The 21,301-nt window shown below is 63.0% G+C and carries 18 protein-coding genes; 7 read left to right on the forward strand and 11 right to left on the reverse strand.

Annotated features, from left to right (window positions below; genetic code table 11):
* Window positions 1–19: 19 nt before the first annotated feature.
* A complete protein-coding gene (locus tag AA098_RS15150; protein ID WP_004576806.1) occupies window positions 20–1,663 on the reverse strand; it encodes an acetolactate synthase large subunit in 1,644 nt (547 codons plus the stop codon).
* Between the two features lie 185 nt (window positions 1,664–1,848).
* On the opposite strand from AA098_RS15150, the gene AA098_RS15155 reads away from it, so the two are divergent.
* Complete coding sequence (locus AA098_RS15155) at window positions 1,849–2,730, forward strand: LysR family transcriptional regulator (RefSeq protein ID WP_004374921.1); 882 nt, start codon at window positions 1,849–1,851, stop codon at window positions 2,728–2,730.
* Here the strand turns inward: AA098_RS15155 and AA098_RS15160 are convergent.
* A complete protein-coding gene (locus tag AA098_RS15160) occupies window positions 2,715–3,374 on the reverse strand; it encodes an alpha/beta hydrolase (protein ID WP_012052225.1) in 660 nt (219 codons plus the stop codon). The genes AA098_RS15155 and AA098_RS15160 overlap by 16 nt on opposite strands.
* A 267-nt stretch (window positions 3,375–3,641) precedes the next feature.
* Here AA098_RS15160 and AA098_RS15165 point away from each other — a divergent pair, with 267 nt between their 5' ends.
* The 3 genes from AA098_RS15165 (at window position 3,642) to AA098_RS15175 (ending at window position 6,832) form a co-directional block, all read left to right on the forward strand.
* Window positions 3,642–4,826, forward strand: coding sequence for an MFS transporter (locus tag AA098_RS15165; RefSeq protein ID WP_012052224.1), 1,185 nt, complete (start codon window positions 3,642–3,644; stop codon window positions 4,824–4,826).
* A gap of 62 nt (window positions 4,827–4,888) precedes the next feature.
* The gene (locus AA098_RS15170) at window positions 4,889–5,740 is read left to right on the forward strand and encodes a LysR family transcriptional regulator (RefSeq protein WP_004374928.1); all 852 of its coding nucleotides are present in this window, start codon (window positions 4,889–4,891) and stop codon (window positions 5,738–5,740) included.
* 96 nt (window positions 5,741–5,836) lie between these two features.
* Complete coding sequence (locus AA098_RS15175; protein ID WP_004576843.1) at window positions 5,837–6,832, forward strand: aldo/keto reductase; 996 nt, start codon at window positions 5,837–5,839, stop codon at window positions 6,830–6,832.
* On the opposite strand, the gene AA098_RS15180 is transcribed toward AA098_RS15175, so the two are convergent.
* On the reverse strand, window positions 6,825–8,087 hold the full coding sequence (locus AA098_RS15180) for an ATP-binding protein (RefSeq protein WP_064614644.1): 1,263 nt from the start codon (window positions 8,085–8,087) through the stop codon (window positions 6,825–6,827). The genes AA098_RS15175 and AA098_RS15180 overlap by 8 nt on opposite strands.
* Window positions 8,084–8,785, reverse strand: a complete 702-nt coding sequence (locus AA098_RS15185) for a response regulator transcription factor (protein ID WP_004374934.1) — start codon at window positions 8,783–8,785, stop codon at window positions 8,084–8,086. The genes AA098_RS15180 and AA098_RS15185 overlap by 4 nt, the downstream gene beginning before the upstream one ends.
* A 197-nt stretch (window positions 8,786–8,982) precedes the next feature.
* Between AA098_RS15185 and bamA the strand changes: the two genes are divergently transcribed.
* The 3 genes from bamA to AA098_RS15200 all read left to right on the forward strand — a co-directional run bounded on the left by bamA (window position 8,983) and on the right by AA098_RS15200 (window position 12,840).
* On the forward strand, window positions 8,983–11,346 hold the full coding sequence (gene bamA / locus AA098_RS15190; RefSeq protein WP_064614646.1) for an outer membrane protein assembly factor BamA: 2,364 nt from the start codon (window positions 8,983–8,985) through the stop codon (window positions 11,344–11,346).
* Between the two features lie 130 nt (window positions 11,347–11,476).
* The gene (locus AA098_RS15195) at window positions 11,477–11,860 is read left to right on the forward strand and encodes a hypothetical protein (RefSeq protein WP_047605232.1); all 384 of its coding nucleotides are present in this window, start codon (window positions 11,477–11,479) and stop codon (window positions 11,858–11,860) included.
* A 14-nt stretch (window positions 11,861–11,874) separates the two neighbouring features.
* Window positions 11,875–12,840: an endonuclease gene (locus AA098_RS15200; RefSeq protein WP_004374941.1), complete on the forward strand. Its 966-nt coding sequence runs from the start codon at window positions 11,875–11,877 to the stop codon at window positions 12,838–12,840.
* Between the two features lie 41 nt (window positions 12,841–12,881).
* Here the strand turns inward: AA098_RS15200 and AA098_RS15205 are convergent, their stop codons facing one another.
* From AA098_RS15205 to AA098_RS15235, 7 genes are all read right to left on the reverse strand, one after another.
* Window positions 12,882–13,844: a D-glycerate dehydrogenase gene (locus AA098_RS15205; RefSeq protein ID WP_014861723.1), complete on the reverse strand. Its 963-nt coding sequence runs from the start codon at window positions 13,842–13,844 to the stop codon at window positions 12,882–12,884.
* 10 nt (window positions 13,845–13,854) lie between these two features.
* Window positions 13,855–15,147, reverse strand: coding sequence for an MFS transporter (locus AA098_RS15210; RefSeq protein ID WP_004574122.1), 1,293 nt, complete (start codon window positions 15,145–15,147; stop codon window positions 13,855–13,857).
* A 58-nt stretch (window positions 15,148–15,205) separates the two neighbouring features.
* Window positions 15,206–16,156 (reverse strand): sugar kinase, encoded by a 951-nt coding sequence (locus tag AA098_RS15215; RefSeq protein WP_004374947.1) that lies wholly within the window; start codon window positions 16,154–16,156, stop codon window positions 15,206–15,208.
* Window positions 16,149–16,928, reverse strand: coding sequence for a sugar phosphate isomerase/epimerase (locus AA098_RS15220; protein ID WP_017148327.1), 780 nt, complete (start codon window positions 16,926–16,928; stop codon window positions 16,149–16,151). The genes AA098_RS15215 and AA098_RS15220 overlap by 8 nt, the downstream gene beginning before the upstream one ends.
* A 64-nt stretch (window positions 16,929–16,992) precedes the next feature.
* A complete protein-coding gene (gene ptxS / locus AA098_RS15225; protein WP_064614648.1) occupies window positions 16,993–18,012 on the reverse strand; it encodes a transcriptional regulator PtxS in 1,020 nt (339 codons plus the stop codon).
* 244 nt (window positions 18,013–18,256) lie between these two features.
* Window positions 18,257–19,504: a cytochrome c gene (locus tag AA098_RS15230; RefSeq protein ID WP_064614650.1), complete on the reverse strand. Its 1,248-nt coding sequence runs from the start codon at window positions 19,502–19,504 to the stop codon at window positions 18,257–18,259.
* Between the two features lie 12 nt (window positions 19,505–19,516).
* Window positions 19,517–21,301, reverse strand: a complete 1,785-nt coding sequence (locus AA098_RS15235) for a GMC family oxidoreductase (protein WP_004574130.1) — start codon at window positions 21,299–21,301, stop codon at window positions 19,517–19,519.

A 21,301-nucleotide genomic window follows, 5' to 3' on the forward strand; every position in this document is an offset into this window, starting at 1 on the left:
GGCGCCGGCCTGTCAGGGCTTACACTGCCAGCGCGCGCTCACGCAGCTCGCTGTTGAGGATGCGGTCGTTCTCGCTGTAATCGACCGGGCAGTCGATCACGTGCACACCTGGGGTCTTGATGCAGTGCTCCAGCAGCGGCAGCAGGCCTTCGGCGCTTTCCACGCGGTGGCCGTTGGCGCCGTAGGCTTCGGCATACTTGACGAAGTCCGGGTTGCCGTAGTCCAGGCCGAAATCGGTGAAGCCCATGTTGGCCTGCTTCCAGCGGATCATGCCGTAGCCGTCGTCACGCAGGATCACCACGGTGATGTGCATGCCCAGACGTACTGCAGTCTCCAGTTCCTGGCTGTTCATCATGAAGCCGCCGTCGCCGCACACCGAGATTACCGGGCGGTCCGGGTGCACCAGGTGCGCAGCCATTGCCGATGGCAGGCCGGCGCCCATGGTCGCCAGGGCGTTGTCCAGCAGCACGGTGTTTGGCTTGTGCGCTTTGTAGTTGCGGGCGAACCAGATCTTGTAGATGCCGTTGTCCAGGGCGACGATGCCTTCGGACGGCAGTACACGACGGATGTCAGCCACCATGCGCTGTGGGTAGACCGGGAAGCGGTCGTCGTCGGCGCCTTCGGCGATCTGTGCTTCGTTGGCTTCACGGATGGCCATCAGGCGGGTGAAGTCCCAGTGCGACGTGTCGTTCAGTGCTTCACTGATCTGCCACACGGCGTTGGCGATGTCGCCGATCACTTCTACTTGCGGGAAGTACACGGCATCGACTTCGGCAGAGCGGAAGTTGATGTGGATGACTTCGGTGCCGCCACGGACCATGAAGAACGGCGGCTTCTCGATCACATCGTGGCCGATGTTGATGATCAGGTCGGCGGCTTCGACGGCGCGGTGAACGAAGTCGCCCGACGACAGCGCAGCGTTGCCAAGGAAGCGCGGGTGGCGCTCGTCGACCACGCCTTTACCCATTTGGGTGGTGATGAACGGGATGCCGGTCTTGTCGATCAGTTGCTTGAGGACCTTGGCGGTCATCTTGCGGTTGGCACCGGCACCGATCACCAGGATCGGGTTACGCGCGTTCTGCAGTTTCTCGACGGCAGCTTCAATGGCCACGTGCTCGGCCAGCGGGCGGCGGTGCAGGCTGCGCGGGATCGGCAGCGCGTCGGTCTGCTCGGCGGCGATGTCTTCCGGCAGCTCCAGGTGCACCGCCCCCGGCTTTTCTTCTTCGGCCAGGCGGAAGGCTTCGCGCATGCGGGCCGGGATGTTGTCGGCCGAGGCGAACTGGTGGGTGTACTTGGTGATGGGGTCCATCATGCCGCACACGTCAATGATCTGGAAGCGACCCTGCTTGGACTTCTTGATCGGCTTCTGCCCGGTGATCATCATCATCGGCATGCCGCCCAGGTAGGCGTAGGCGCTGGCGGTCACCAGGTTGGTGGCACCAGGGCCGAGGGTCGACAGGCTGACGCCGGTCTTGCCGGTCAGACGACCGTAGGTGGCAGCCATGAAACCTGCAGACTGCTCGTGACGGGTCAGTACCAGCTTGATCTTCGACTTGCGCAGGGATTCGAGCAGGTCGAGGTTTTCCTCACCGGGAATGCCGAATACATACTCGACACCTTCGTTTTCCAGGCATTGCACAACGACATCGGCGGCCTTGGCCATTTGGGGTACTACCTCAAAATCTTTGTGGGATTGCAGATTTATTAAGCTGCGTGACTGAGATGTTGCAGGATGTCTCAGTGGCGCGCATCGTAGGCCCTCTGGTTAATAATAATAAATATATTGTTATGATGCTTAGCATCACAGTTCGTTATGAATGCATCCCGCATGAAAGGTAGCACCCCTCAATGAACCTCAAGGCATTGCGCTGCTGTGTCGAAATCGTCCGGCAAGGCAGCTTCACCAAAGCCGCGCAGCACCTGCACATCGCCCAGCCAGCGCTGAGCATGGCCGTCACCCGGCTGGAAGAAGAACTGGGGGTAACCCTGTTCAACCGCACCACGCGCAAAGTGATCCTCACGGCAGAAGGCGAGCAGTTCTTGCCGCGCATTGCCTCTGCCCTGCGCGAAATGGACGTTGCCCGGCAAGAGCTGCGCGACATGGCCGACCTCAAGCGCGGTGAAGTGCGCCTGGGTATCCCGCCGATGTTCGGCCTGCACTACGTCCCCGGGTTGATGAACGCCTTCCGCAAGTCGTACCCGGGCATTGCCATGACCGTGTTCGAAGGCAGTGCCGAAGACATTGGCCATCGCCTGGAGCAACGGGAAATCGACCTGGCGCTGCTGGAGTCCCGGCGTGTACCGCCGGACAAGGAGTCGATCCTGCTGGGCAGCGACGAGATGCTGGCGTGCATGCACCCGGATCACCCCTATGCCGGCAAGGCCTACCTCACCGCCGAAGACCTGCGCAATACCGACATGGTGGTGTTCGATCGCACCTTCGTTCAACGCCATCTTCTGGATGCGTTCTTCGCCGAACATGGCATCACTTACCAGGTGGCGCTACAGAGCAACTTCGTCTCGCTGGTGGTGCAGGCCGCGCTGGACAACATGGGGGTGGCGACCCTGCTGCGCTCGGTGCAGCAACGCACGCCAGGCATCGTCGGCGTGCCGTTCCGGCCAGCACAGCAGATGAGTTTCCGCTTGTGCTGGCGCTCGGGGGAATACCTGTCGCTGGCCAGCAAGCGGTTTATCGATTTTGCTGCACAGACGCATTACCTGGAGCGGTGAGGGCCAGTCTTCTGGGCGAGATGAGCAATCACCTGCTCCGCTGCACGCCCCAGGCAGCCTTTGAAAAAATGATTGGCACCGGCGTACACCGACACCGCCCGTTGTTCAGGGCCAGCCCATTGCAGCAGGTTGGCCAGCGGTGCCATTTCATCCTGTTCACCATGGAGTAACAGGCAATCCCCAGGCAGCGGCAATGGCTCGTAATAGCGCCCTCCCGGTACATCCCCCACCGGCAGCCCCATCAATGCGACTGCCTGCAACTGCCCTTCCAGCGCACAGGCAACCCGGGCGAACACGTAGGCCCCAAAGGAAAACCCGACCAGCGCTACCGGCAGCTCGGGCTGTTGCTGATTGAAGTGACGGATGACCGCGATGCAATCCTCGGCTTCACCGATGCCCTGGTCGTGCGCGCCTTGCGTCTGCCCCACCCCACGAAAGCTCGGCCGTACCACTTGCCAGCCGGCTGCACGCAGCTGCCGTGCCAGGGTCAGTGGCACGATATGCCGTGGGCTACCGCCCAGCAGCGGTTGCGGATGGCTGACCAGCACCAGCCCTTTGGGTGGTCCGTCGGGGTAGTCGATCAACAGCTCGATCTGGCCGACGGCCCCATCGATAAGCAGCGGGTTGCGCGGGGTATCTGACATTGCAGTTGTCCTTGTGAACCGAATGTGTGGCGCGTGTACTCACCGTTTGCCGAGGGTTGGCGCGTCACCGCCCGCAGTCTAAAAGAGCAGGCGTACCCGCTGCCACAGGGTCCCGTCACTTCAGCCAGGGGCGTAGCAAGCGCGCCCGCACTGAGCAGGAAACGGGCTGCAACGTCGCGGAAGCCGGGGCAGCATCCTCGACGTTGCAGCCATCGATTGACTATTATCCCGCCTTGAACGTTTCAGCATGTTTCAATAGGGATACAAATGTCAGTCCAGGAACGCCCCCCGCTCCCCAGTAAACACACCGTCGCCAAGATGGAAGCCGCCATGGCACTGGGCAGCTTTGCCATCGGCACCGGCGAATTCGCCATCATGGGCCTGATGCCCGACATTGCCAGCAATTTGCAGTTGAGCGAGCCGCAGGTGGGCCATGCCATCAGCGCGTATGCGCTGGGGGTGATGGTTGGCGCACCGACACTGGCCATTCTCGGTGCCAAACTGTTGCGCAAGCACATGCTGCTGCTGTTGATGCTGCTGTATGCCGTGGGCAACCTGGCCACGGCCTTTGCCCCCTCGTTCGGTGGCCTGGTCACATTTCGTTTCATCAGCGGCCTGCCCCACGGCGCCTACTTCGGCATTGCCGCAGTGGTCGCCTCGAGCATGGTCGCCAAGGATCAGCGCGCGGGGGCGGTTGCCCGGGTAATGATGGGCCTGACCTTGGCCATGTTGCTCGGCAACCCGGTTGCCACCTTCCTGGGCCAGTACTTCGGTTGGCGTTCGGCATTCGTGCTGGTCGGCGCGATCGCCCTGTGCACCATCGCTCTGGTCTGGCGTTTCGTGCCCCAGCGCCACGACGAAACACGCAGCGACCCGCGCAAGGAGCTACAAGCCTTTGCCCTCCCACAGGTATGGATGGCGCTGGCCATCGCTTCGATCGGTTTTGCCGGCATGTTCTGCGTGTTCAGCTACCTGGCACCGACCATGCTGCACGTGACCCAGGTGTCGCCACAGTGGATTCCGTTTGGTCTGGCGGCGTTCGGCGTGGGCGGTATCGTCGGCAACATCGCTGGCGGCAAGCTGTTCGACCGCCTGCAGTTCCGCGCCGTGGGCTTGGTACTGATATGGTCGGTCGCCGTGCTGCTGTTCTTTACCTTCGCCGCCCAGGCGCTGTGGAGCCTGCTGCTGGGCATCGGCCTGGTGGGCACCATGATCGCGCTGGCGGCACCGCTACAGATCCGCCTCATGGACATTGCCCATGAGGCACCTAGCCTGGCAGCGGCGTCGAACCATGCGGCGTTCAACCTGGCCAATGCCCTGGGGCCATGGCTGGGAGGCATGGCGATCACTGCCGGCATGGGCTGGACCAGCACCGGGTACATCGGCGCCGCGACTGCGCTGGTTGGCCTGGGCATCTACCTGGTGGCGCGGCGGATGAAAGGCGGGCATTGAAGCCGGCAGGGTCATAAAGGGTTACCCTACCCCTTTATGCACCCGCCACTGCCGAGTCATTCATGTTCGATTGGGAAGACCTGCGCCATTTCTCCGCCTTCAGCTCGGCCGGCTCGCTGTCGGCCGCTGCCAAGACCCTGGGTGTCGACCACGCCACCGTGGCCCGGCGCATCGCCTCGCTCGAAGCTTCGCTCAAGCTCAAGCTGGTTGACCGACGTCCCCGCGCCTATGCCCTCACCCACGAAGGCCAACGTGTTGCGGAACTCGCCGAGCAGATGGCCATGTCCTCGTTTGCCCTGGCGCATTTCGCCAGCGCCGGCCAACAGACAGTGGAAGGCGAAGTGGTGCTCTCGGCACCACCGGCGCTGCTGGGCAGCATCGTCGCCCGGCGCCTGGGCGAGCTGTACCAGCGCTACCCACAGCTGCGCCTGAAGCTGGTAGGCAGCAAATCCAAGGCATCCTTGGTCCGCCGCGAAGCTGACATCAGCATCGCCCTGGCCAGGCCGACAGAGCCAACTCTGGTGGTCAGCCTGCTGGGGCACCTGGATTACCGGCTGTATGCCTCGCCCGGTTACCTGGCCAGCGCAACGGTCAGGCGCTATATCGGCTACGACGAGTCTCAGGCCCGTTCCCCACAACAGCAATGGCTCAACCTCCAGGCCGGCCAGCAGCCGTTCGCATTGCACAGCAATGACCTGCGCATCCAGGCCCAAGCCTGTGCCGGCGGCATCGGCATCGCCTGCCTGCCCGCGTTCATGGCACAGGAACACGGTCTGAAAGAAGCAGGCAGCGCCCAACAGACAATGAGCATCGAAATCTGGCTGGCCGTGCATGAAGACGTGCGTGCCACGCCGCGGATCAAGGCGGTTACCGACTTCCTTCAGCAACAGGTGCGGCCGCTGCTACGCTTGTGAATTCTTGCAGATGGCGCATGCATCAATACGGAATTTTCGCCCAACCCTGCCAGCGTTAGGCTAACTCCATCACTCACGCCCTTGAAGGAGACGACGATGCAGTACGTAAAGCTGGGTAGCACTGGGCTGGACATTTCAAGGCTGTGCCTGGGCTGCATGACCTTCGGTGAACCCGACGCCGGCACTCATCCCTGGACCTTGGGCGAAGACGCCAGCCGGCCGATCATTCGCCATGCCGTCGAGCAAGGCATCAACTTCTTCGACACTGCCAACAGCTATTCCGCCGGCACCTCGGAAATCATCCTCGGCAAACTCCTGAGGGAGTTTACCCGCCGCGAAGAAACCGTGATCGCCACCAAGGTGTTCTTCCCTGCCAACATGTGGGAAGGCGCCAACCGGCCCAATGAGCAAGGCTTGTCACGCAAGGCGATCATGGCCAACATCGACGCCAGCCTCAGCCGCCTGGGCACAGACTACGTCGACCTTTACCAGATCCACCGCTGGGACTACCACACACCCATCGAGGAAACCATGGAAGCTCTGCATGATGTGGTCAAGGCCGGCAAGGCGCGCTACATCGGTGCATCGTCGATGTATGCCTGGCAGTTCGCCAAGGCGCAGCAGGTAGCCGCCAACCATGGCTGGAGCCGCTTCGTGTCGATGCAGAACTACCTCAACCTGATCTACCGCGAAGAAGAGCGAGAGATGATCCCGCTGTGCCTGGATCAAGGCGTCGGCCTGATGCCCTGGAGCCCGATGGCGCGCGGCCGCCTGACACGACCGCATGGGCAGCAAACCCAGCGCACGCGCACCGATGTGTCCGGGCAGTCGTTCTATGAAAAGACCGAGGTGGAGGACGGCCGGGTAATCGATGTGGTCGAGCAGATCGCCAGCGAACGGGGGGTGCCGATGGCCCAGGTTGCGCTGGCCTGGGTGCTGGGTAGGGCCGGCGTTAGCGCCCCTATCGTCGGCGCCTCGAAGCCCGCCCACCTGGACGATGCCCTGGGCGCACTGTCACTGCAGCTGAGCGAGGACGAGGTGGCGCGCTTGCAGGCCCCTTACGTTCCCCACGCGGTCACCGGCTTCAAGTAGCAATGGCTTGCGGCAGTTCGATGCGTACCCGCAAGCCCCCTGTGGCGGCGGCCAGCGCGGTGATGCTGCCACCGTGCAAGGCGATGGCACGCTGGGCGATCGCCAGCCCCAGGCCGAAGCCGTCGCTGCTGTCGGTGCCACGGTCGAACGGTTCGAAGATGCGCTGCAGGCGCGCCGGGTCGACGCCCGGGCCATGGTCGCTGACGCACACCTGCAACCATTGCCCACCTGGTGCCGGTGCGGCCTCCACCAATACCGCCGTGCCGGGATTGGTGTAGCGCACGGCATTGCGGATGACGTTCTCGAAAGCCCGGTACAGGAGCTCTTCATGGCCATGCATGAGAAACGCGCCCTGAGCCAGCAAGGACACCTGGCACTGCTTCATGCCTGCCTCGAAACGGGCATCCTCGACGATCTGCGCCAGCAGTTCGACCACATCCACGCTGGCGAAGTCATTGTTGCCTTGACGGGACTGGGCACGGGCCAGGGTCAGCAGTTGCTCGATCAGGTCGTCCATGCGCCGCGACTCGCGCTCGACCCGCTCCAGCATGTCGGGCCGGTCAGGTTGCTGGCGCATCAGGCCGATGGCGGCATGCATGCGGGTAAGCGGTGAGCGCAGCTCATGGGAAATATCATGCAGCAGGTTCTGCTGGGCCTGCACCAGGGCCTTGAGCTGGCCGGCCATGCGGTCACAGTCCTCGGCCAGGTCGACGATTTCGTCACGGCGCTTGCCCAGCCGCGGCCTGACCCGCACATCGAAACGGCCTTGGGCAACCTGGCCCATGGCCTCGCGCAGCCAGGTCAGCGGCCGGGTCAGGTAAAAGCTGCACAACAGCGCGAACAGCGCGCTCATCACCGCCCCTGTCACAAACGGGCCAAGGTTGCGTGGGCGCGGTGCCATACCGACACGGGTGGCCACCGAAGCGCGCAGCACCAGCGGGCGGCCGTCACGGTCGAGCAGTGCCTGCTCGAAACGCGCCACGTGCACCGTTTGGCCAGCCAGCAAGCGGCCTTGATCGTCGTAAAGGCCTACTTGCACATCCTGCGGCTGTGGCGACACGTCCAGCAACTGGCGGCCGGCCCGCTCGCCATGCCGTTCGAGCAATTGCAGCTCGGTGGCCAGCAGCGAACGCAGCCCGGGTGTATCGCCGCGCAGCTCATTGAGCATGAAGGCCCCCGCCCCCACCAGGAAGGTCAGGGTGTTGGCCAGCCAGAACGCCAGGAACAGCTTCCAGAACAGACGCCGGCGCATCATTCGACGATCAGCATGTAGCCCATGCCGCGCACGCTCTGGATCCAGCTGCTGCCATCGGCACGCGGGCCAAGTTTTTGCCGGATGCTGCTGACGTGCACATCGATGCGTCGGTCATAACGGGTCAGCGGCCGGCCCAGGGCATTGAGCGACAGGTCCTGCTTGCTGACCAGCTGACCGGCCTGGCGCGCCAGGGCTTCGAGCAGGCTGAACTCGGAGCCGGTCAATTCCAGCGTGGCTGCGCCCCAGCGTGCCTCGCGCCGCCCCGGCCACATTTTCAATGCACCGCTGCGTACCTGTTCAGGTACCTCGGGCGCGCTGGTTTCACCCATCAGGTGTGGCTTCACGCGGCGCAGTATCGCCCGCAGGCGCGCCACCAGCTCGCCAGGAGAGCTGGGCTTGGGTACATAGTCGTCGGCACCCAGCTCCAGGCCGGCGATGCGGTCGATGTTGTCGCCACGGGCCGTCAGCAGCAGTACCGGCACCTGGCTGCGCGCTCGCACGCGGCGTAACACTTCGATGCCCGAAATGCCGGGCAGCATGACGTCCAGCACCACCACCTGGAAGTCACCGGACAACGCCTGGGTCTCGCCTTCTTCGCCGGTGTCCACGGCCGTTGCCTGGAAGCCTTCGCGCGCCAGGTACAAAGAGAGCATTTCGGTCAGTTCGCGGTCGTCGTCGACCAGCAGCACAGGGATCATCAGGGCCAGATATCGCAATTGCAGGGGGGGTAATGATCGCCCTACGCGCCGGCACTGTCACCGCCGGCCGGTCGGACTTTACACATCTTTACCCTCGGCTAACCGCGCCGTACACAGCCCGCCCGTATCCTCATCGCCCGCTGCTTGCGGGTTGCCCGCGCTCGCCTCCCTCCAAATCCGCTTGTCTGGAACCCCCGATGAACTACCCGCGCCTGTTGCTCTCCATCCTGCTGCTGAAAGCCACGCTGGCCCAGGCCTCACCGTTCAGGATCGCCGACATTCGCGTCAACGGCCTGCAGCGGGTTTCCGCTGGCAGTGTGTTCGGTGCCTTGCCGCTGAACGTTGGCGACCAGGCCGACGACCGCCGCCTGGTGGACTCGACGCGTTCCTTGTTCAAGACCGGGTTCTTCCAGGACATCCAGTTGAGCCGCGATGGCAATGTGCTCATCATCAACGTGGTCGAGCGCCCGTCGGTGTCGAGCATCGAGATTGAAGGCAACAAGGCGATCAGCACCGAAGACCTGATGAAGGGCCTGAAACAATCGGGCCTGGCCGAAGGCGAGATCTTCCAGCGTGCCACCCTCGAAGGTGTGCGTAACGAGCTGCAGCGCCAGTACGTGGCCCAAGGCCGCTACTCGGCCGAGGTCGACGCCGAGGTGGTGCCGCAGCCGCGCAACCGTGTGGCGCTGAAGATCAAGATCAACGAAGGCACCGTCGCCGCCATCCAGCACATCAACATCGTGGGCAACAACGTATTCGATGATGAGACCCTGGGGCAGCTGTTCGAGCTGAAGACCACCAACTGGCTGTCGTTCTTCAAGAACGACGACAAGTACGCCCGTGAAAAACTCTCCGGTGACCTGGAGCGCCTGCGTTCCTACTACCTGGACCGCGGCTACATCAACATGGACATCGCCTCCACCCAGGTGTCCATCACGCCGGACAAGAAGCACGTCTACATCACCGTCAACATCAACGAAGGCGAGAAATACACCGTTCGCGACGTGAAGCTGTCCGGTGACCTCAAGGTGCCGGAAGACCAGGTCAAGTCGTTGCTGCTGGTGCAGCCGGGCCAGGTGTTCTCGCGCAAGGTGATGACCACCACGTCCGAGCTGATCACCCGCCGCCTGGGTAACGAAGGCTACACCTTCGCCAACGTCAACGGCGTGCCGCAACAAAACGACCAGGACCACACCGTCGACATCATGTTCGTGGTCGACCCGGGCAAGCGTGCCTACGTCAACCGCATCAACTACCGCGGCAACACCAAGACCGAAGACGAAGTGCTGCGTCGCGAAATGCGCCAGATGGAAGGTGGCTGGGCGTCGACCTACCTGATCGACCAGTCCAAGACCCGCCTGGAGCGCCTGGGCTTCTTCAAGGAAGTCAACGTCGAGACCCCGCAGGTGCCTGGCACCGACGACCAGGTCGACGTCAACTACAGCGTCGAAGAGCAGGCCTCGGGTTCGATCACCGCCAGCGTCGGTTTCGCCCAGAGCGCCGGCCTGATCCTGGGTGGTTCGATCAGCCAGAGCAACTTCCTCGGTACCGGTAACAAGGTGTCCATCGGCCTGACCCGTTCGGAATACCAGACCAAGTACAACTTCGGCTTCGTCGACCCCTACTTCACCGCCGACGGCGTGAGCCTGGGCTACAACCTGTTCTACAACACCACCGACTACAGCGATTACTACGACGATGGGGTTTCGTACTATGCAATCAACAGCTACGGCGCCGGGGTCAGCTTCGGCTACCCGATCAACGAAACCTCGCGCCTGACCTACGGCCTGACCCTGCAGCACGACGACATTTCGCCCGGCACCTACAGCGCTGACGAGATCTACGATTTCATCTCCCGCGAAGGCAAAAGCTTCAACAACCTCAAGGCGTCGATCGGTTGGTCGGAATCTACCCTCAACAAAGGCGTGCTAGCCACCCGGGGCCACTCGCAGAGCCTGACGCTGATGGCTACCACCCCTGGCAGCGACCTGTCGTTCTACAAGCTCGACTACGACGGCCAGGCTTTCCTGCCGGTCACCAGCAACACCACGCTGCGCCTGCACACCAACCTGGGCTACGGCAACGGCTATGGCTCCACCGACGGCTTGCCATTCTATGAAAGCTACACCGCCGGTGGGCAGGGCTCGGTACGCGGGTTCAAGGACGGCACCCTCGGCCCGCGCAGCACACCGGCTACCGGGGCCTATTCCAGCGCTGGGCAGGCTTACTATTCCGACCGCGACACCGATGTGCTGGGGGGTAATATCCTGATTACCGGCGGTGCCGAGTACCTGTTCCCGCTGCCCTTCGTGAAGGACCAGAGCCAGCTGCGCAGCTCGGTGTTTGTCGATGCCGGCAACGTATATGCCGACACCTGCTACCTGTCCACCACCCAAGGCTGCGGCAGCGTCGACCTGGCGCAGATGGCTGTGTCACTGGGGGTTGGCGTGACCTGGTACAGCCCGATGGGGCCGCTGAGTTTCAGCCTGGCGGCGCCATTGAAAAAGCCGGATAACGCCGAAACCCAGGTGTTCCAGTTCTCGTTGGGGCAGACCTTCTGAGGCTGCTCATGAAATGAACCGCGCAGCACGGGGGTTGAGCATTACCCGCTTTTACCCCCGCTTTACCCAAGTTGACAGTCACCTTGCCTAAGCTGGCCAGCACTCGAACCCCGCCCAGCAGGACACCCTCATGCCTCCGTTCACACCCTGTTTCCCTACATCACTGCGCGAAGATGAAATACCCGTCGCCCTGCTCGATCTGGTGCAGCAACGCCTGGCCACCCTGCTTGGCCCACGCTTCACGGTGGTACTGGGCGGTAGCGGCAACGGCGATGGTGTCAGTCATTACCACCTGGCAATCCAGCACAACCAGAGCGGGGTTTCCCTGGAGGATTACGGTGACGTCGGTGCCGGTTTCGTCGAGCACCTGCTGCGCATGGGCACCCAGGTGCGGGACATGCTCGACTCAGCCACCTTCAGCCGTATGGGCAGCGATGACCCTGGCCGACCATTGGTATGGCTCCGCGAGCTGGTCAGCCCCGGGGAAACCATTACAATGCGCGGCCCAACCTGAAATATGTTTTCCCCATGAAATCACTGCTTTACGCCGTAACCTTATTATTTTCCTTTACCCTCCCTGCCTTGGCCAACCCGCCGGCCACCTTCACCGAAGCCAAGGTGGTGGCCAAGCAGAAGGTCTACCTGGACCAGGCCAGCAGTGCCATGGGCGACCTGTACTGCGGTTGCAAATGGACCTGGGTGGGCAAGTCTGGCGGGCGCATCGATGCCGCCTCGTGTGGTTACCAGACGCGCAAGCAGCAGAACCGTGCCGAACGCACCGAGTGGGAACACATCGTGCCCGCCCACACCTTCGGCAACCAGCGCCAGTGCTGGAAGAACGGCGGCCGTGAGCACTGCGTGGACAACGACCCGGTGTTCCGCGCCATGGAGGCCGACCTGTTCAACCTTTACCCGGCCGTGGGTGAGGTCAACGGTGACCGCAGCAACTTCAACTACGGCATGGTCACTGGCAATGCCGGCGAATACGGCCAATGCACCACCAAGGTCGATTTCGTCCAGCGCACCGCCGAACCGCGTGACGAAGTCAAAGGCCTGGTGGCCCGCACCACGTTCTACATGTTCGACCGCTACAAGCTGAACATGTCGCGCCAACAGCAACAGCTGCTGATGGCCTGGGACAAGCAACACCCGGTGTCGGCCTGGGAGAAAGAACGCGACCGGCGCATTGCCGCGATCATGGGCCATGCCAACCCGTTCGTAAGCGGCGAACGCAAGTGGACCGCCGGCTACAAGCCGGTTGGCAGCGGCGTGGTAGAGGCGGTGCCGGTAAAAGCAGCCAAGCCAGAGGCCAAACCAAGCCTGGCCAGCGCCGGTTCGGTCGGCGCCGTGCTTGGCAACCGCAACAGCCACGTCTATCACCTGTCAGTCGGCTGCCCGGGCTACAACCAGGTTGCAGCGAAGAACCAGGTTACCTTCGCAAACGAAGGTGAAGCGCAGGCAGCGGGGTATCGCAAGGCAGGCAACTGCCGCTGACCGTTTCAAAGGCTGCGCGCCCCTGTGGGAACCGGGGCGCGTCAGCCGTTGACCAGGTTTACCGGCCGCTCACCGGCCAACGCGCTGAGCAGGTTGTCCACCGCGCAACGCGCCATGGCCTGGCGGGTGTCCTCGGTCGCCGAGCCGATGTGCGGGGTCGCTACCACGTTATCAAGCTGCAACAGCGGCGAGTCGCTCGGCAGCGGCTCGTGCACGAACACGTCCAGCCCCGCACCGCGGATGCGCCTGGCCCGCAGCGCTTCGATCAGCGCCTGCTCATCCACCACACGCCCGCGTGAGATGTTCACCAGGATTGCCTCAGGCTTCATCAACGCAAGTTCCCGTGCGCCTATCAGGCCTTCGGTGCTAGCGCTCAACGGCACCGTCAGGCAAACGAAATCTGCCTGCTGCAACAGCTCATCCAGGCTGCACTGGCATGCGGCATAGCGTGCTTCCACCTCGGGCTTGGCACGCTGGCTGTGATACAGCACGCGCATGCCAAAGCCAGCGGCCGCGCGCCGGGCCAGGGCCTCGCCAATGCGGCCCATGCCGACGATGCCTAGCGTCTTGCCGTGCACATCACTGCCAAAATGCGCCGGCCCCAGGTTGGCCTGCCAACGGCCGTCACGCACCCAGTTCGCCAGCTCCACCACCCGCCTGGCGGTAGCCAGGATCAAGGCAAAGCCTGTGTCGGCCGTGGTTTCTGTCAACACGTCGGGCGTGTTGGTAAGCATCACACCACGCCTGCTGAGTTCAGCAATGTCGTAGTTGTCCACGCCCACCGAAACGCTCGACACCACTTCCAGTTGCGGGGCAAGGTCGAGCAGGCTGGCATCCAGGCGCAGGCTGGCCCCCAGCAACCCGTGCGCCCCCGGCAACGCATCGCGCAGTCGGGCCAGGCCATCGGGCTGGGTGGTGTCCACCCAGGTCACCTCGACGCGATCTTGCAGGCGTGCCATCAAGTCGTCTGACAGCCGTTTATACAGGACGATTCGCTTCTTCATTGCAGATTTCCTAATGGTTCATGGCCAGACGCGAGCTATCGCGCTTTGCTCGGCCAGAGGTCTGGGAAGTATTGAGCGCAGCGGTAAGCGCCACTGCAGTCAGCAGCGCACCGCACATGAACAGATAAGAGGCGCCGGGCCCGCCCGTAGCCCCATTGAGGTAGCCCACCAGCCACGAACCGCCAAACGAGCCCAGCGCCCCCATGCTGTTGATCAGCGCCATGGCGCCGCCTGCGACGTTGGCCGGCAGGATCTCGGGCACGATCGCGAAGAATGGGCCATAGGGTGCGTACATACAGGCGCCAGCAACCACCAGCAATGCATACGACAGCCAGAAATGCTCGCTGCCCAAGGCGTAAGAACCATAGAACGCCAACGCGGCAATCAGCAGCGGCGGCCAGACGAAGCGCTTGCGCTTTTGCAGGCGGTCCGACGCCCAAGACACGCCCACCATCGCCAGCACCGCCGCCAGGTAGGGCACCGAGGCCAGCCAGCCGGCCTGCACGATATCGACGTTCGCCGCCTGCTTGAGGATCGACGGCAGCCACAGCACGAAGCCATACACGCCGATGCTCCAGCAGAAGTACTGCAGCGCCAGGATGATCACTTGCGGCGAGCGGAACGCTTCGCGATAGTTCTTTACAGGCTTGATACCCTGCTGCTCGGCAGCCAGCGCCTGCGCCAGGGCGGCCTTTTCCTGCTCGCTCAACCAGGTCACCTGGGCCGGGCGGTCATCCACCAGGCGCCACCAGAAGAACGCCCAGATCACGGCGGGCAGGCCTTCAATGATGAACATCCAGCGCCAGTCGTAATGCTTGATCAGGTAACCCGACACCACCGACATCCACAGAATGGTCACCGGGTTGCCCAGCATCAGGAAGGTGTTGGCGCGCGAACGCTCGGCCCGGGTGAACCAATGGCACAGGTACACCAGCATGGCCGGCATGACCGCAGCCTCCACCACTCCGAGCAGGAAGCGGATACCGATCAGCATGTAGACGTTGCTGACCATGCCGGTAAGCGTGGCAAGGCCGCCCCAAAGGATCAGGCAGACGAAGATCAGCTTCTTCACACTACGCTTTTCGGCGTAAATCGCCCCAGGTACCTGGAAGAAGAAGTAGCCGAGGAAGAACAACGCCCCCAGCAATGACGAAAGCACGGGGGTGATGTGCAGGTCTTCGGCCATACCGGAGGCGGCGGCGAAGCCGTAATTGGCGCGGTCCAGGTAGGCCAAGCTGTAGGTAAAGAACACGATCGGGATGATGTACCACCAGCGGCGCGGTGCCAGGCTTTGGCTTTGCATGGTTTGTTGCTCCTGAGCTTGTTTTTTTTGTTGCAACAGGTGATTCGGGTTGGGGCCTTCACGCGCTTCTGCGCAAGTCGTAGGCCTCCAGTTCATGGCGCAGCGGCAGCCCTTCCATGTCGCCCCGCGACTGCACGGCACGGCTGCCGCACCAGTTGCCGCGCGCTACCGCCTCGGCTACCGGACGGCCCTCCAGTAGCGCGCTGAGCACACCGACGGCAAAGGCATCACCTGCACCGACGGTGTCCACCACGCGGCTGACTGGCACGGGGGCTACCTGCCCTTCGCCCTTGGCGCTGCGGAAGTAGGCGCCAGCGTCGCCCAGCTTGATCACCACCAGTTCCACCCCTTGGTCCAGGTAGAACGCGGCGATATCGGCCGGCGTGTGCTGACCGGTCAGCAACCGCCCCTCCTCCAGCCCCGGTAAAACCCAGTCGGCCTTGGCCGCCAGGGCATTGATTTCACGCACCATGCTGCTTTGATCGGGCCACAGCGAGGGGCGCAGGTTGGGGTCGAACGATATGCTGCGACCGGCTGCGCGCATCCCGTCCAACAGCGCGTGGGACAGCGCCCGCGAACTGTCCGACAGCGCCAGCGGAATACCGGTAGCGTGCACGTGGCGAGCCTGCAGCCAAACGGGGCTCACCATCGCAGGTGACAGCCTGCTGGCCGCCGAACCGCGGCGAAAGTACTCCACTGCCGGGTCGCTGCCATCATCGCAGCGGGCCTTGAGCTGAAAACCCGTCGGGTAGTTGGCATCCACCTCGACACCGGAACAGTCCAGGCCTTCGCAGCGCAAGCTGTCGAGCACGAAACGGCCCAACGAATCGTCACCTACCCGGCTCAGCCAGCGCACCTTGAAACCCAGCCGCGCCAGGCCGATCGCCACGTTGCTGTCGGCGCCGGCGATGCGTTTGCCGAACTGGCCGACACCGGCCAGATCGCCGGCTTGCTCGGCGACGAACATGGCCATGGTTTCGCCGAAACACAGCACGTCATGTTCATGCATGGTCCAGCTCCTGCGCCGCGCCCAGTGCAGAAAGGTGACGCACCTGGGCCCGGGTCAGCGCCAGCAGGTCTTCGCCAACCAGGGGGTACTCGACGGCGCGCACCACGCCCGGCGCGAACTCGGCCATCAACGCTGCCCACGCTTGCAGGTCCGCTGCTTGCGGCGGTATGGCAACCAGACGGCCATCAGCCCGGCGCTGCACAGCCTTGCAATGCACATAGCGCACCCAACGGCCTAGCTGTCTTGCAGCTTGCGGCGCAGGCTCGCCCTGCCACTGCCAGTTACCGATATCGAACGTCATGCCCACGCGCAGCCCAAGCAGGTCGACACGCTGGAAAAACTGCAGCATCGGTTCGATCCTGCCACCTTGTGCGGTCTGATCGTTTTCCACCAGCAACAGAGGCCCATGGGCAGGCAGCAGCGACGCCAGGGCCGTCACATCGCAGTGCTCATCGAAGTGCCCCAAGGAAACCTTCAGCGCCACTGCGCCAAGCGCCCGGGCTATTTCCAGCTTCTGCACCAGCAGCGGGTCGGGCACGCCTTGCGCGGTCCACAGTTCAAGGGGGGTGGAATACAGGCATTCCAGGCGCAGCGCGGCAATGACCCTACCCAGCGCAGCTGCGTCCGGTGCACTGGCGAACAATTCTTCGCGCAATTCGACGCGGCTGACGCCAGCGGCTGCCAGCAGGTCCAGAAACTGCTCCTGGCCACGTTGGCGCACAACATCAGCGCCGTAGCTGGAGAGACTGATGGAAACGGGGTTCGCTTGCATTGTTCTTATCCTTATGAAACCGGTTTCATTTTTGATCAACAGCAGGCACAAGCCTGCCGTTTTCTTACTGGGGTTGGGTTGAGCCGCGGATGATCAGGTTGGCCTTGAAGTCGATGCGCCGGGCTGCGCCGCTGTCGCCGCGCAAACGACCGAGCAGGCTTTCGAAGGCCGCCACGCCGATACGCTCGGTGGGCTGGGCCAGCGCGGTGATGCCTTTGCCGACCAAGGGGTACCAGTCGAGGTCGTCGAGGGCGATCAGCCCGACATCGGCAACCAGGTTGCGCCCGGCCTCGAGCAGGGCCCGGGTCACCGCCAAGGTGGCAACGCCGTTGAAGGTGAAGATGGCTTGCGGACCATGACCACTGTGGGCAAGAAACGAAGCCAATTGGCCCTGCAGCCCGGCGCTGATTTCAAGTACCTGCTGACGCATGCCTGGCCGACGGCTGATCGACGCGCCGAATGCCTGCACCCGCTCCAGGCGTGAACTGGTGCCATCGAGGGGTTCGCTGACCGCCAGGATGTCGCGGTAGCCCTGGGCCTGCAGGTGGTCCAGGGCCTGCTCGACTGCGTCAGCATTGTCCAGGCCGACAAGGTCCACATTCAGCTCGGGCAATTGGCGGTCGACCAGCACCATGGGGATGTCGCGCTGCAGGTTGAGCAGTTCGCCGGGGTGGTGACCGAGCGTGTTCACGATCAACCCTTCGACGTTGTAGCTCTGCAGGGCCACCAGGTGGTGACGCTCCTGCTCGTCGTCGCGGTTGGTGTTGCACACCACCAGGCTGTAACCATGCTGACGGCAGGCGGTTTCCACGCCGTGCATCACGGCCACTGAATAGGGGTTGAGGATATCGGCCACCAGCATGCCGATCAGTCGCGTCTGGCCGCGCTTGAGGCCGCGAGCCATCTGGTTGGGGCGATAGCCGAGGCGTTCGATGACCTCTTCCAGCCGCTTGGCCGTGGCTTCGGCCAGCAATTGGCGGTCGCCACCGATGTAACGGGAGACGGTGGCTTTGGAAACGCCAGCAACACGCGCCACTTCGCTGATGGTGACCCGTTCGCGGGTATGGGCAGGCGCGTCGGTCATGGGTTTTCCTTATGATTGTTTTAATAGTGATGAAACCGGTTTCAATACAGCAAAAATGCGCGGATTCGTCAACAGGCCGTTGGTCGGGCACGAAGACAGGAAATTTTAAATCGCATTAAGAATATTGTATAGGTCATTGATATTAATAGATTTAGATCTACGGGATCGAGGTTAGGGATGGCACAGGCTTCGCCCGTGTTCGCGGGTAAATCCGCTCCTACGGGCGAGGGCGCAGAAAAACACGTCAGCGAAGCGACTTCACATCACCGGCGGTGACGGCACTGCCCTGGTTCCCCCAGCTGCTGCGAATGAAATTCACCACCTCGGCAACCTCCTGGTCACTCAGACGCCAGCCGAAAGCCGGCATGGTGAAGTTCGACGGCGCAGTGTGCGTTGCCGGTACCGTGCCACCGGCGAGCACCACATGGATCAGCGATGTGGCATCCGCCGTCTGCACCACCGGGTTGCCGGCCAAAGCCGGGAACACGCGGGTGTAGCCCTGCCCGTCGGTGCGGTGGCAGGCCGCGCAGTTGTCGATGTACACCGCCGCCCCAGGCTTGCTGTCGTCACCCTTCCATAGCGCATCCGCGACCTGCTTGTCGTACACATGCGGCTGGTCATTCGGATTACTCGGCGGCAGGGTTTTCAGGTAGCGGGCGATAGCGGTCAGGTCGGCATCACTCATGTGCTGCATGCTGTGCTCGACCACATCGCTCATGCCGCCGAACACGGCGCTGCGATCACTGCGCCCAGTCTTGAGAAACTGCACCAACTGCGCTTCGCTCCAGCTGCCCAGGCCGTCTTTGTGATCACCACGCAGGTTCTTGGCAATCCAGCCTTCCAGCGGTGCGCTGCCGGCCAGAAACTGCTCGCCATCGGCCGCGCTCAGGGCCTTCTCCTGCATGGTCAGCGCCCGCGGCGTATGACAAGCGCCACAATGCCCAAGGCCCTCGACCAGGTACGCACCGCGGTTCACCACAGGGTCAGCTGTCGCCGATGCCTGCCAGGGCGTGGCCTCTGGTGCGAACAGGCCGCGCCAGATTGCCAGTGGCCAGCGCATGCTCAGCGGCCAGGGAATGTCAGAGGCCTTGTTCGCCTGCTCGACAGGCTCCACGCCCTTCATGAAATAGGCGTACAGCGCCTGCATGTCCTGCTCGCTGACCCGCGCATACGACGGGTATGGCATGGCCGGATAGAGCGTACTGCCGTCTTTGCCAATACCCCTGCGCACGGCCTGGTCGAAGTCTTCGAAGCTGTACTGGCCAATGCCACTGGCCGCCGGGGTGATGTTGGTGGAGTACACCGTGCCAATCGGCGTTTCCATCGGCAACCCACCGGCAAAGGGCTTGCCGTCTTTGGCGGTATGGCAGGCCACGCAGTCACCGGCGCGGGCCAGGTACTCGCCCAGGCGTACCTGCGCATCGTCATTCGCTACGGCCTGTGCAGCCGCGCCGGCACCCAGCACCAGGGTGGCGATCAACAGTGTCTTCATGCTCATCGCTCCTCAAGCCTGGACCAACGGACCGGGGTTTTTCAGGTACTGCTCACGGATGGCGCGGGCCGACCAGTAGGTGAGCGCAGCCACCAGCCCGGTCGGGTTGTAACCCAGCCCCTGCGGGAACGCCGAAGCGCCCGGAACGAACACGTTGTGTACGTCCCAGCTTTGCAGGTAGCGGTTCAGTGCACTGGTCTTGGGGTCGGTGCCCATGATCGCCCCGCCGTTCAGGTGGGTGGTCTGGTAACTGGCGGTGTTGAAGTGGTCCTTGACCTGCTTGCCCAGCACGGCAATGGCCTTGGGGTTCATCGCTTGGGCGATCTTGCTCAGCTTATCGACCATGAACTGGTTCATCTTGATGTCGTTTTCCTGCCAGTCGAACGTCATGCGCAGCAGCGGCTGACCGTAGGCATCGCGGTAGGTGGGGTCCAGGTCCAGGTAATTGCCACGGTAGGACTGATGGGCGCCGTGGGCGTCCATCGACACCTGGTGGGTGTAGTAGTCGGCCGTGGCTTTCTTCCAGGCACTGCCCCAGGCCGGCGTCCCCGGCGGGTTGGAGGTACCGGCAATCGGCCGGCTACCGGCCTGGTTCACCCACATTGGCGAACCGCCGACGAAGCCGTGCGGGCCATGGTCGAAGTTGTCGGCGTTGAAATCGTCGATGGCAATGCCATTGCCACCCGCGCCGATGAAGTTGTTGGTGTAGGTGTCCTTGTCGAAGAACGCCTTGACTGTCCCCATGTTCTGATAGGCGAAGTTACGCCCGACCACACCTTCGTTCTTTACCGGATCGTAAGGTTTGCCAATGCCGGAAAGCAGCATCAGACGCACGTTGTTGAACTGGAAAGCCGCCAGAATCACCAGCTCTGCCGGCTGCTCCACCTCGCGCCCCTGGGCATCGATGTAGGTCACGCCGGTGGCCTTGCGCTTGCTGTCGTCCAGGTTCACCCGCAGCACATGGGCATTGGGCCGCAACTCGAAGTTGGGCACCTGGCGCAGCGCCGGCAGGATATTCACGTTGGGCGAGGCCTTGGAGTACATGTAACACACGTAGCCGCTGCAGAAACCGCAGAAGTTGCACGGCCCCATCTGCGCCCCGTAGGGGTTGGTGTATGGCCCCGAGGTGTTGGCCGACGGCAGGTTGTAGGGTTTGTAGCCCAGACGGGTGGCAGCCTTTTCGAACAGCCTTGCCGATACAACGTTCTTCTGCGCGGGCAGCGGGAACGGGTTGGAACGGTCTGGCGCATAGGGGTTGCCGCCCTTCCCTTCACCGACCACCTGGCCTTTGACGGTCCAGGCCTGGCCCGAAGTGCCAAAGACCTTTTCGGCAAAGTCGAAATAGGGCTCCAGCTCTTCGTAACTGACGCCGAAGTCCTGGATGGTCATGCCTTCGGGAATGAACGTGCGCCCGTAGCGCTCTTCATAGTGGCTGCGCAGGCGCAACTCGACGGGGTCGACCCGGAAGTGCACACCCGACCAGTGCAGGCCCGCGCCCCCCACGCCCTTGCCCGGCAGGAATGCGCCCAGCTGGCGATTGGGCAATGCCACATCATTCACGCTATGGCGGACAGTGACGGTTTCTTTCGATACATCGACGAACAGCTTCTTGCGCACGCTGTAGGTCAGCTCATCGATCACCTGCGGGTAGCTGCCTTCGGGGTAGGTATCCTGCATCGGCCCCCGTTCCAGGGCTACCACGTGCAGCCCGGCCTCGGTCAGCTCTTTGGCCATGATCGCACCGGCCCAGCCGAAGCCGACGATCACCGCATCTACTTTGTTCAACACAGTCGCCAT

The sequence above is a fragment of the Pseudomonas sp. JY-Q genome (assembly GCF_001655295.1).
Lineage (GTDB): Bacteria > Pseudomonadota > Gammaproteobacteria > Pseudomonadales > Pseudomonadaceae > Aquipseudomonas > Aquipseudomonas alloputida.